This window comes from Novosphingobium sp. B1, assembly GCF_900176395.1.
GTDB lineage: Bacteria > Pseudomonadota > Alphaproteobacteria > Sphingomonadales > Sphingomonadaceae > Novosphingobium.
Genome location: NZ_FWXL01000001.1, coordinates 410,796 through 423,030, shown reverse-complemented (window position 1 = coordinate 423,030; position 12,235 = coordinate 410,796). Strand labels below are relative to the sequence as shown.

Sequence of the window (12,235 nt, the reverse complement as noted above, 5' to 3'; positions counted from 1 at the left end):
CGGGATGCTGGAACGCAGGGTCAAGACCGTGCGCGCGCTGGAGCGTGGGCTGGATGTGCTGATAGAGGTTCAGACGCGCAAGGCGGCAAGCCTGCACGAACTGCATCTGGCCACCGGCTTGCCGAAGGCCACGCTGTTGAGAATGCTTGTCACGCTGGGACAAAAGGGGCTGGTCTGGCAACGGCTGGCGGACGGAGCCTATCTCCCGCACGTTGACCGGATAGAGAGAGCATCGTTCACATCGGCGGCGCACATTGCCGAAGTTGCCTCGCCGCATATGAAGGCGCTTTCCACCAAGGTCGCATGGCCCTCGGTCCTTGCCGCGCCGCGACTCGACCACATGGAAATAATCGAGACAAACAGCCCGCTGTTCCGGCTGGACTCGGCCACACTCGGCCCGGTTGGGGTCAAGCTGTCCTATATTCATACGGCGACGGGGCGCGCCTATCTGGCGGCCTGCGGCGATACTGAACGGGATTCCATCATCGATCGCTTGCGTCCTGCCAACCCCGGCGAAGGTAGCGAGGCGGAATTGCGGCAGATGCTCCAGCTCGTTCGGCAACGCGGATATGCAACGCGCGATCCGATGCTGCCATGGCCCGATCGCTCGAAGCAGTTGGTTTTGCGCGATGGACGCAGGTCCATGGCCGTGCCGATCATCGTGGCAGGCACGCCGATCGCGACGATAAACGTTACCTGGCCGGGGCGCAGAGGTGCGGACGAGACGGTAGTGCAGAGGCATCTGGACGCGCTCAAGGCCACCGCCCGCGCCATCGCTGCCGCACTTCAGGCTTCCCCCTGTTGAATTTCAACAGGTGAAATCCGTTTGTCCAACTGATTAATTTGTGCGGCATTATCGGTGATGCTCCCCGGACAGGGAGAAGAACCGATGCGCCAGTGGGTAATAACCGCAGGCTCGACGTCGCTGGATGATTTGCGACTGGACGAGACTGCTACGCCGAAACCCGGGCCGGGCGAAGTGCTCGTGCGTGTTCACGCCTGTTCGCTGAACTACCGTGATCAGATCATCCCGCTCGGCCTCTACATGGGCGGCGTGGTGCAGCACGATACTGTGCCCTTGTCAGATGGCGCGGGCGAGGTTGCCGCCGTCGGCGAGGGTGTCGAAACATTGAAAGTCGGCGATCGTGTTGCCGGCATCTTCTTTCAGGGCTGGATGGATGGTCCGCCGAACCCCGGGATGGGCGCCGCGCTCGGGGCGCCGCCCGCTCCTGGAATGTTGCAGGACTATGTGGTGCTGCCTGAACATGGTGTCGTCCGCCTGGCAGACAGCCTCGACTTCGTTCAGGCCTCTTGCCTGCCCTGCGCAGGCGTTACGGCCTGGAACGCGCTCATGGAAGGGCCGCGCCCGGTAAGGCCGGGCGACACCGTGCTGGTGCTTGGCACAGGTGGCGTGTCGCTGCTGGCGTTGCAGATCGCTAAGGCAGCCGGAGCCACGGTTATTGCCACGTCATCATCGGATGAGAAGCTTGAACGAGCAAGGGCGCTCGGCGCCGACCATCTGATCAACTACCGCACCACGCCCGAGTGGGGTGCGCAAGCTGCAAGCCTTGCTGGCGGCGGCGTCGACAAGGTGGTCGAAGTCGGTGGCGCGGGAACCTTGAAGCAGTCCATCGCCGCCGTCGGCTTTGCCGGCGAAATTGCGCTGATCGGCGTGCTCACGCGGGAAGGGGATACAAACCCGCACGGCCTGATGTTCAAGGGAGCCTCGATCCGTGGTATATTCGTGGGATCGAAAGGCATGGCCGCGCGACTGAACGCGTTCATCGACACCCATGGCATCAGGCCGGTGGTCGACCGGACATTCGAGATGGAAAACGCTCGGGATGCCTATGCTTACCAGTCATCAGCGGGTCTGTTCGGAAAAGTCGCGATAACGCTCTGAGCTTGTTTGGCGTGTCGCTGTCCACAAGAGGCGGCGGGCGGGGAGAGGACACAAATGGCGAGAATGCTAGGCTTTGGCCAGCCCTTTGGTGGCGTCATGCAGACCGCGTTCGTGGTCGAGGATGTGCGCGCTTCGATCGCGCACTTCCAGCAGGATTGCGGTGCTGGCCCGTTCTTTCTGCTCGATCATTTTCTTGGAGACCAGCAAACCTATCGCGGTGCGCAATCGACAGCCGATGTTGCTATCGCAATGGGCTTTATCGGCCACATGCAGGTCGAATTGATCCAGCCTCTGGACGACAATCCTTCGGTATACCGGGAAACCGTTCAGCAGCGTGGCTTCGGCTTCCACCATTTCGGCATTGCTTGCGAGGACGTGGAGGCTGAACTGCCTGCTTACCTAGCCCGGGGTCATGAACTGGCGTTCAAGGCTGCGGTGCCGACAGGAGGCAGTGTCGCCTATCTTGATAGCGGATCGCGGACCGCACCTGGCTTCATTGAACTGATCCCGGCAACGCCCGGCATGGACACCCATTTCACGGCGATGTGGCGAGCCTCTCTAGACTGGGACGGAAGTGATCCCATCCGTCCATTTATGTGAACCCGTGCGTGCTGGTCCCGGTCGGACTGCGCGCAAATGCAAGAGGGAAAGGCAATAGCGACCTAGAAGACAGGAAACGTCGGCGCAGGATCGACGCGGGGTATGGGAGATGGCGATGTTGGCACGGGCAGGCAACGGTACCGGACGGGAAAGGGGAAGCGGCTACCAGATCTGGGTGACCGCATTGCTCAGCCTGAACTTTGGCATCCTGTTCTTTGATCGCAACGCGCTGAATTTTCTCATGCCGTTCGTGCAGCCGGACCTCCAGCTCACCAACACGCAGGTGGGCATGTTCAGTTCCGCCCTGTCACTGACGTGGGCGCTTTCCGGGCTCCTGGTCGGGCGAATTTCCGACAAGCTCGGTTCACGCAAGCCGGTTGTGGTGGTCGCGACTGTCGCCTTCTGCCTCTGCTCCTTCATTTCCGGCGCGGCATCGTCGTTTCTCATGCTGCTTGGCGCCCGCCTTTTGATGGGAGCGGCCGAGGGGGGAGTGATGCCGGTCAGCCATTCGATGATCGTGTCGGAGGTTTCCCCAGAGCGTCGCGGCCTTGCCATGGGCGTTGCGCAGAATCTTGGCTCGAACCTGCTGGGATCAGGCCTTGCACCGATCCTCCTCGTGCCGGTCGCGGTTGCCGCAGGCTGGCGCACCGGCTTTTACCTCGCTGCCGTCCCGGGTCTCGTCACCGCTGCGCTCATCTGGTTCACCTTGCGTGAACCACCGGCAGAGACACACGATGACGCCACGCCACGCGTGACCCTGCGCGAAGCCTTTGCGCACCGCAACGTCATCCTTTGCGCCCTGATCTCGATCCTGCTGGTTTCCTATCTTGTCGTCTGCTGGGCCTTCATGCCGCTCTATCTCACCAAGGCCCGAGGCTTGGCCCCTGAGACGATGGGGTGGCTGATGGCAACCTTGGGCATTTCGGCGGGTCTCGGCAGCTTCGTCGTCCCGGCGATATCCGATGCAATCGGACGCCGCCCCGTGATGATCTTCTTCTCGTTCCTGGGCGTGATCCTTCCTCTCGGCGGGCTTTACTATGAGGGATCGACGTGGGGCCTGGCTGCGATCTTCTTCTTCGGGTGGGGTCTCAATGGACTGTTCCCGATGTTCATGGCGACAATCCCTTCGGAATCGGTCGACCCCAGGCTCACTGCCACACTGACAGGCGTTGTCATGGGAACAGGGGAAGTGCTGGGCGGTGTCCTTTCCCCTTTCCTCGCCGGAACGCTGGCCGACATTTACGGACTTTCTGCGCCTCTATGGCTGATGCTGGTCTGCACGGTTCTGGCCGGCTTCCTCACACTGGGCCTCATCGAATCCGCGCCGCGTGTCGTGGCGCGGCGCTCTGAGAATGCGATCCCGTCGATCGCCTGAGACATTGGAGAAGAACCATGAGTGCACTTCTCAAGTTTCACACCGGCGATGTCGCCCCGGCCGACCGGGCGCGATATTGGAACGAGATAGCCGATCGCGCCTTCACCGGCACGTTCGTCAACGTACCCGGCGAGGATTTCACCGGCCGGATGCTTGCATGGCGGGTTGGCGAACTAGACATGATCCGCACGGATTCCAGCAATTCCGCGGTAGGCAGGACACCGATCCCGCAGAACGAGGAACGGCTCATTCTGCACCTGCAGTGCCGTGGCTCGAGCACCCATTCGCAAAAGCAGGCAGAATGTGCGCTGGACCCGGGCGACTTCGTACTGGCCAGTCCGCATTCGCCCTATTCCATCAAGCTCACCGGCCATGAGCTGCTGGTGGTGGAGTTTCCGCGTGCCCCCTTGGCAGAGCGCTTCCCCGGCATTGACGATGCCCTGATGCAGCGGATGTGCGGCGCAACACCGGGCGGCCGCGTCTTCCACGACTTCCTACTCTCATTATGGCAGCAAGGAGAGCAAGCGGCCGAAGACCCCGAGTGGGAATCCGGCGTCAACGCCGTGTTCTACGATCTCGCCGCGATGGCAATGCGCGGGGCGCAGCGTCCTTCGTGCATGGTTGCGGAAGCCGATATGCGGCGCCGTATCGTCAAGATGGTTTCTTCAAACCTTGAGGACCCTGCGCTTCGCACTGCATCGATTGCCGAGGCCTGCAGCATTTCGGTGCGTACCGTGCAGAACGTCTTCGCCGCAATCGGGACGACGCCGACCGCCTACATCCTGGAACAACGCTTGCGCCGGGCTGCCGACAGGCTGGTGGCACGACCCAGCGCAAGCATCACCGAGATCGCGTTCGAGCTTGGTTTCAACGACAGTGCCTATTTCACCCGGTGCTTCCGCCAGCAGTTTGGCGTCGCGCCCCGGGACTGGCGCCTTGGTCGGAACGGACAAGGATGACGTAGCGGAATGCTGAGCAGCATGACTTTTGCGCAGTTGTCCTGATCCACTTGCGCGTGAGTGCAAGCAGCAAGTTCCGCCAGTGGCTTATCAAGCTGGCGGGTTCCCGGAGGAAAGGCTCCGGTCTGGGTATCGAACGGATAAAACAGGGAGAGGAAAACCATGAGAATTGCATCGGTTTCCATAGCTGCAATGGCGACGGTCCTGGCCGCGCCGGCGTTGGCACAGGATCAGGCGCAAGCCGAAGGCAGCGCAGGCAGCGGCAGCAGCGGCGGCATTGCCGAGATCGTCGTAACCGCACAAAAGCGCGCGGAGAACGTCCAGGACGTTCCGATTGCGATCTCGGCGTTCAGTGCAGACGCGTTGCAGGAGCGCGCAGTTGGAAGCGTCGCCTCGCTGTCGAACATTTCCCCTAACGTAACGCTTGATGCCGGCACGCCGTTCTCCGGCTCCTCGGCAGTTCTGTCGGCTTTCATCCGCGGGATCGGTGCCAACGACTTCGCCTTCAACATCGATCCAGGTGTCGGCGTCTATCTTGATGGCGTCTATCTCGCTCGCTCGGTCGGTGCGAACCAGGATCTGCCTGACGTCGAGCGCATCGAAGTTCTCAAGGGGCCGCAAGGCACACTGTTCGGCCGCAACACCATCGGCGGTGCAATCTCGATCGTGACGCATGATCCGGGCGACGAATTCCGCTTCAAGGGTGACGTCACCACGGGCCGTTTTGGTCTGTTGCAGACACGCGGCACGGTCGATGTTCCGCTCGCCGACGGATTGGGCGCCTCGGTCAGCTTCTCGACCAAAAACCGCGATGGCTACGTGAAGCGCGTAGCGTTCCCCGGTGCCGAGAACTTCGCGTCAACGCCAATCACGCGCTACAAGGCAGCCGGCTATTACAACATCGGCTATGGTAGCGAAGGCGGTGACAACGTCTGGAACCTGCGCGGCAAGCTCCGCTACGACAACAAGTCCAACATGCGCATCACCTTGTCGGGTGATTACGGCAACATCGACCAGTCGCAGCTCCCCAACACGCTTATTTCGACCACGCCTGCCGTATTTGCCGGAACCTACAACTGCGCGATCCGTGGTGTGGTTTCCGCCGACTGCGGCGGTGGCCCGCCTGCTTTTGCGTACATAGGCGGAATTGGCGGCCTCAATTCGATCTTCGACAACCCGACCGTTTTCGGGGTGAATGCTGACGCAAACCCGGCGAACAATCGCCTGCCTTACGACAATCGCTTCGTGTCGAAGGATATCGATGTATCGTACGCCAACGGCAACAATTACTCGAAGCTCAAGACCTACGGCGGCGCCGGCACGGTAGAGTTCGATCTGTCGGACACGGTGATGGTCAAGTCGATCACTGCCTATCGCGAGCTTCACTGGAATGCCGGGATGGACCTTGACGGTTCGCCGCTCAACTTCCTCCATACCAGCTTCACGATGAACCAGTGGCAGTTCAGCCAGGAACTGCAGCTCAACGGCTCAGCCATGGACAAGACACTGAACTATGTCCTTGGCGCATACTTCTTCAAGGAAGCAGGCGATCTGCACGATTACGTGACCTTTGCCGAAGGTCTGCTGCAGGTGGACGGTCCCAACGACCTATCGACCAAGAACTACGCATTCTTCGGTCAGATCGATTATCGCCCGACCGAGCAGTTCGGCATCACTGTTGGTGGACGCTATACCAAGGAGAACAAGACCTTCGAAGGCTTCCAGTCGGATGCCAATGGTCTGACCTACAAGATCCTCACCCAGATCGGCGTACCGCCTTGCGCTTCGATCAACCCGATCAGCGATGCTTGTCGCGTAGCCGCTGGCTTTCCCAACCCGGGCCAGCCGCTGCGCTATTACATCGCGGGAACGCAGCGCAAATCCTTCAGCGACTTCTCACCCAAGATCGGCCTGCAATATCACCCGAACGACGATGCCATGCTCTACGCAAGCTGGTCCAAGGGCTACAAGACGGGCGGCTGGACCACGCGCCTGTCAAATCCTCTGCCCACCGCGCCGGACTTCAACGAGGAAAAGGCCACCACTTGGGAAGTGGGCCTCAAGTCCACGCTGCTTGACCGCCGGCTTCAGGTCAACGCAGCAGCATTCCTTACTGACTACAAGGGCATTCAGCTGAACTTCCAGCAGGGCGTCTCGCCGACGATCCAGAACGCAGGCGACGCGCGCATCAAGGGCTTCGAAGTCGAGGTTGTCGCGGCTCCGACGGACGGGTTCCTGATCAATGCCTCGGTAGGATACACCGACGCCTACTACACCGCCGTGCTGGCTGGTGCGCAGGTTGCCGCCAATCCTTTCCAGGCAGGCGTTTTCCCGGGTGCCGATCTGCCCAAGACGCCGAAGTGGAAGTTCAACGTCAGCCCGCGCTACGAGCTGTCGATGGGCGGAGATGCCAGGCTGGTCGTGCTGGCTGACTGGACCCATACCACCTCGCTGTGGAACGATACCGAGCGGGCCTTCCTGCTGCAGCGCGGCCCGACCGACATCGTCAACGGCAATATCACCTACAAGTCCGGCAATCATTGGGAGCTGACCGTAGGCATGACCAACATAACCGATGAACGCTATCTCGTGACGGGCCAGGCCCAGATCGCCGGTGGTCAGTTCTACGGCACCTACAGCCGCCCGCGTGAATGGTTCGCGCGCCTTGGCGTGGAGTTCTGATAAAACTCGATAAGGCAGGCGGGGCCAGCAATCGGCCTCGCCTGCACTTGGATACTGCGGAGAGAGAACATGCCTGAAGCGGCGCACACCGAATTCTGGAAAGACATCAAGCCGGTCGACAAGGTGTTTCGTGAGGGCGGCCTCCCCGAAGTGTACCTGCCCAAGATCGCCGAGGGCGACGAGCGCTACTGGGTCCCGATTTCCGAGACGGTTTTTTCCAAGCCCGTCTGGATCAGCCCGTCCAAGAACATGTGGGCCGATGTCCTGATGAGCAAGCAGGCGGGCCTGGTAAACCGCCATTACCACCCGCATCCGATCTGGGCCTACACCATCAGCGGCAAGTGGGCCTACCTTGAGCACAGCTGGACCGCGACGGCTGGCGATTTCGTTTACGAGACCCCGGGCGAGAGCCACACTCTGGTCTGCTACGAACACGAGGACCCGATGAAGGTGTTCTTTGTGGTTTCGGGTCCGCTGATGTGGCTGGACGATGAAGGCAACACGGTCGGGCACTACGATGTGTTCGACTACATGAAGGCCGCGCGCGAGCATTACGACGCGGTCGGTATTGGCGCCGATTATGTCGATACCCTGATCCGCTGAGAGGATTTGCAGAAATGACAACCGCCGCCGTGATGACCGCCCCGCCTTCCGACAAGGCCGAGATCGTCGACGTACCGTTTGCGCACAAGGATCTGGTCAAGAGACTGAGTCCGGGGGGCCGCTATATCGACGCACAGACCGACATCGACAGCCCTTGGGTTCCCTTTGGCGACAATGCCGCAATCAAGCACCTGGCTTTCGATGTGCGCCAGAACCTGTTTTCCAACATCCTGTGGGTGAAGGGGCCGGGCGGGATCGGCACCCATTTCCACCGTGGCACCATAACCATGGTCTGCCTTGAAGGGAGCGTCCGCTATCTTGAATATGACTGGGTAGCGACACCCGGCGGCCTGATCCTTGAAACCCCGGGTGAGAGCCACACGCTCGTCACCGATCACCCGCAGGGGTGCAAGCTGTTCGGCTGGATGCAGGGCCCGATCGAGTTCTACGACGAAAACGCCGTGCTCGTGGACACCACGGACGTCTGGTGGTTCATCAACCACTACGAAAACTACTGCCGCGAGAACGGTATCGCCATCAACCCCAAGCTCTATCTCTGAGGCTGCCATGGGTACCATGACTGCGCCACCTTCGGGCGCTTACAAGATCGTCAACGTTCCCGAACTCTACGGTGACCTGATCCGTGCGAAGGGCGTCGAAGGGACTTATGTCGGGTCCTCTCAAGCCGAAAGCCCGTGGGTCCCGTTCGGAGATAACGCCGCCATCCGTCACCTTGCCTTCGATGTGCGCGAGAACGTCTACGTCAACGTGCTTTGGATCAAGGGTCCCGGTGTCATCGGCACGCACAAGCACCGCGGCAAGGTCTGGGCAATCGGCCTGGAAGGCTCGTTCCGCTATCTGGAATATGACTGGGTCTGCCGTCCCGGCGATTTCATCACGGAAACCCCAGGCACGGCGCACACGCTCGTCACCGATGATCCGAACGGCATGAAGGCCCTGTTCCACATGCAGGGTGCCAACGAGTTCTTTGACGAGCACGGCAATCACGTCGAGACGCTCGACGTGTGGTGGTTCATGAATCACTACGAGAGCTACTGCCGCGAACACAACATCGCGATCAACCCCGCGCTCTACCTCTGAGGGTACGGCGGTGAGCAATGGTCCCGTTCCGAAACTGTCCGCCAAGCCTCAGGCCACGTATCTGCGCAACACCTGGTACGTGGCAGGCTGGGCCGGCGATCTCGGTGCGGAACCGCAGCAACGCACCTTTCTCGAGGAGCCGGTCGCGCTATTCCGCAATGCGGAAGGTGTGGCGCAGGCCATCACCGGTCGCTGCCCGCACCGCTTCGCTCCGCTCGGCCATGGCACCGTGGTCGATGGTGCCTTGGCATGCCCTTACCACGGCCTGCGCTTCAGCGGGGAAGGGCGCTGTGTCAACAATCCGCACCCCGGCGGCCAGCTTCCCGAGGCCCGGCTGCAAGTCTACCCCCTGATCGAGCGCCACGCCCTGCTGTGGATCTGGATGGGCGATCCCGAGAAAGCCGATCCGGCCCTCATCCCGGACTTCGGCTGGCTTTCGGACCCGAAATGGGAAGCAGTGCGCGGCGCAACAATCGCTGAGGGCCATTACGAACTCTATAGCGACAACATCCTCGACCTCAGCCATGCCAACTTTGTCCATCCCGCGCTTGTCGCTAGCGCCTTCACCGAGGGCGAGCGCAAGTTCTGGCAGGACGGGGAGAGCGTCTTCGCCCAGTACATACGGCTGAACGACGAATTGTCCGTGGGTATTTCCGCTGTCATGGGCACAGAAGGACGCAAACAGGACTTCTATGGCTTGGTCCAGTGGCACGCCCCCGCCGTCCTCTACTTCGATTTTCGCGCCGGCGATCCCGGCACCCCGCGCGAGGCATGCACCCTATTGCCCTCGCTCCACGCTTTTACCCCCGAGACTCCAGACACCACCCACTACTTCTGGGCTACAGCCCGTAACTACAAGCTTGGCGACGCCGAATTTACCGCGGCCATGCGGGCCGCGCTCGAGTTCGCGTTCGAGCAGGAAGACATGCCGATCATCCGCGACAGCCACCGTCTGATGCGCGGTGCAGAATTCTGGGATCTGCGCCCGCTGATCCTGAATGGCGACGGCGGCGGCGTGCGCGCGCGCCGCATGCTGCAACGCCTGATCGACCGCGAGCGTGAATTCAGCGCCGCCTGAATGAAAGCAAGAACGAGAGGATGCCAATGGGAACGCTCGACAGGTTTGATATCAAGGGCCGCTCTGCGCTTGTTACGGGTGCCGCATCGGGGATTGGCCTGGCGTATGCGGAGGCCATGGCAGAGGCAGGCGCTGCGGTTACTCTGACCGATATCGACGCTGAAGGTGCAGAGCGCGAAGCGGCCCGCCTGCGAGCCGATGGCCATGAGGTCCGCGCGGATCAACTCGATGTGTCGAACTGGGAGGCTGTCGCGGCTGCCTTCGATGCGCACGATGCCGCTTACGGCGGCCTCGACATTTGCTTCGCCAACGCAGGGATCGACACTGGCGCAGGCTTCTGGAACCCTGCTGGCCATCGCAACGCGGAGGGCCAGGTCGATACATACGACCACAACCGCTGGGACCGGTCGATCCAGGTCAACCTCAACGGGGTGTTCTACACAGTCAGCAACGCCGTGCGCGTCATGAAGAAGACAGGCCGTGCAAACGGCCGCAGCGGAGGTTCGATCATCACCACGGCGTCCAACGCCGGGCTGGTCACGGAGCCGATCGTCGGCTTGCCCTACATGCCCGCCAAGGCAGGCGTGCTGCACATGGTGCGGGCGCTCGGTCTTGAACTCGCCGAATTCAAGATCCGCATCAACGCCATTGCGCCAGGGCCGTTCGTCACAAACATCGGCGGAGGCTGGCTGAAGAAGGATCCAGTCGCTCGCGCCGCCTGGGATGCGATCGTGCCGCTCGGCTCGGTGGCCGAAACCGAGCAACTTAAGCCTCTAGCCCTCCTGCTCGCGTCCGATGCCTCGGACTACATGACCGGCAGCCATGTCGTGATCGACGGCGGAATGATGCTCGGCAAGTACAAGTAGGATACTCCCCATGCGCGCCGCCGTGATGCAGGGTCTGCACAAGCCATTGGCCGTCGAGACGATAGCCGACCCGACGCCGGGGGAGGGCGACGTCGTCGTGAAGGTCGGACGCTGTGGTATCTGCGGCTCTGACCTCCACATGACCGAGGACCCGGCCTACGGGCCGGGAGCCGGCTCCGTTCTCGGCCACGAGTTTGCCGGCGAGGTCGTTGCGCTTGGCAAGGGCGTAGAGGGACTGAGGGCTGGGGACCTTGTTTCGGTCATCCCCCTGCAAAGCTGCGGCAAGTGTCATTCTTGCCGGACTGGAAAAGTTCAATGGTGCGACAGGTTCGGACTGCAGGGCGGGGGTTATGCCGAATACGCGCTCACGCGGCCAAACCAGTGCGTTCTCCTTCCGTCGAGCGCCAGCCTCCCAGACGGGGCCATCATCGAACCGCTCGCCGTGGCACTGCACGGCGTCGCACTCAGCTGCATGCGCATCGGTGACAAGGTACTGATTCTTGGCGCTGGTCCCATTGGCCTGGCTGTTGCCTTCTGGGCGCGCCGGTTCGGGGCAGGGAGGGTGGTGGTGCAAGACCTCGCGCCATGGCAGCGTGACCGCGCGCTGCAAATGGGTGCGCATGACTTTGTCGTGGAACCGGCAGACCCCGTGGGCAGCGCGGAGCGCGCGGTTGGCGGCAAGGCGGATGTTGTCTTCGAATGCGTCGGCGTGCCCGGCCTGATTGCGCAGGCGGTGGATCAGGTGCGCAACGATGGCACTGTAACCCTGCTCGGCCTTTGCACTCGTCCGGACACGTTCAACAGCTTTGCAATGCTGTCGAAGCAGGTGAAACTTGTAACCTCGGCATTCTTTACCCGGCAGGAATACGAGGCCGCACTCGACGCGCTCGTTTGCGGTGCGATCGAACCGCGCTTGCTCGTCACGGACACGATCGACCTGTGCTCCACGCCTGACGTTTTCGAGAGCCTGCGCAAGCGCACGGAGCAGTGCAAGGTCCTGATCGACCCACACGCCTGAGGTCGGCTGCCAAATTCGAAGGTTATGTTCGCACGTTAATGCAATCGATT

Annotated in this window: 12 protein-coding genes; all 12 read left to right on the top strand. The window is 61.5% G+C overall.

The window, feature by feature from the left end:
- Positions 1–4 precede the first annotated feature (4 nt).
- The 12 genes from B9A23_RS02000 to B9A23_RS01945 all read left to right on the top strand — a co-directional run bounded on the left by B9A23_RS02000 (position 5) and on the right by B9A23_RS01945 (position 12,185).
- Complete coding sequence (locus tag B9A23_RS02000; protein WP_084277164.1) at positions 5–805, top strand: IclR family transcriptional regulator domain-containing protein; 801 nt, start codon at positions 5–7, stop codon at positions 803–805.
- 84 nt (positions 806–889) lie between these two features.
- Positions 890–1,903, top strand: a complete 1,014-nt coding sequence (locus B9A23_RS01995; protein WP_084277487.1) for a zinc-dependent alcohol dehydrogenase family protein — start codon at positions 890–892, stop codon at positions 1,901–1,903.
- Positions 1,904–1,999: 96 nt separating this feature from the next.
- Entirely contained in the window at positions 2,000–2,503 is a 504-nt protein-coding gene (locus B9A23_RS01990) for a VOC family protein (protein WP_254894919.1), read from the top strand.
- 115 nt (positions 2,504–2,618) lie between these two features.
- Complete coding sequence (locus B9A23_RS01985) at positions 2,619–3,878, top strand: MFS transporter (RefSeq protein ID WP_176217841.1); 1,260 nt, start codon at positions 2,619–2,621, stop codon at positions 3,876–3,878.
- 17 nt (positions 3,879–3,895) lie between these two features.
- Positions 3,896–4,837: a helix-turn-helix domain-containing protein gene (locus B9A23_RS01980; RefSeq protein WP_084277158.1), complete on the top strand. Its 942-nt coding sequence runs from the start codon at positions 3,896–3,898 to the stop codon at positions 4,835–4,837.
- Positions 4,838–4,999: 162 nt separating this feature from the next.
- Positions 5,000–7,519 (top strand): TonB-dependent receptor, encoded by a 2,520-nt coding sequence (locus B9A23_RS01975; RefSeq protein WP_084277156.1) that lies wholly within the window; start codon positions 5,000–5,002, stop codon positions 7,517–7,519.
- A gap of 69 nt (positions 7,520–7,588) precedes the next feature.
- Positions 7,589–8,122: a 2,4'-dihydroxyacetophenone dioxygenase family protein gene (locus B9A23_RS01970; protein WP_084277154.1), complete on the top strand. Its 534-nt coding sequence runs from the start codon at positions 7,589–7,591 to the stop codon at positions 8,120–8,122.
- Between the two features lie 14 nt (positions 8,123–8,136).
- The gene (locus B9A23_RS01965; RefSeq protein ID WP_084277153.1) at positions 8,137–8,682 is read left to right on the top strand and encodes a 2,4'-dihydroxyacetophenone dioxygenase family protein; all 546 of its coding nucleotides are present in this window, start codon (positions 8,137–8,139) and stop codon (positions 8,680–8,682) included.
- Between the two features lie 7 nt (positions 8,683–8,689).
- Positions 8,690–9,223 (top strand): 2,4'-dihydroxyacetophenone dioxygenase family protein, encoded by a 534-nt coding sequence (locus tag B9A23_RS01960; RefSeq protein WP_084277151.1) that lies wholly within the window; start codon positions 8,690–8,692, stop codon positions 9,221–9,223.
- Positions 9,224–9,233: 10 nt separating this feature from the next.
- A complete protein-coding gene (locus B9A23_RS01955) occupies positions 9,234–10,301 on the top strand; it encodes an aromatic ring-hydroxylating dioxygenase subunit alpha (RefSeq protein WP_176217840.1) in 1,068 nt (355 codons plus the stop codon).
- A gap of 26 nt (positions 10,302–10,327) precedes the next feature.
- On the top strand, positions 10,328–11,167 hold the full coding sequence (locus tag B9A23_RS01950) for an SDR family NAD(P)-dependent oxidoreductase (RefSeq protein ID WP_084277486.1): 840 nt from the start codon (positions 10,328–10,330) through the stop codon (positions 11,165–11,167).
- Between the two features lie 10 nt (positions 11,168–11,177).
- Positions 11,178–12,185 (top strand): alcohol dehydrogenase catalytic domain-containing protein, encoded by a 1,008-nt coding sequence (locus B9A23_RS01945; RefSeq protein ID WP_084277147.1) that lies wholly within the window; start codon positions 11,178–11,180, stop codon positions 12,183–12,185.
- The last annotated feature ends 50 nt before the right edge of the window (positions 12,186–12,235 follow it).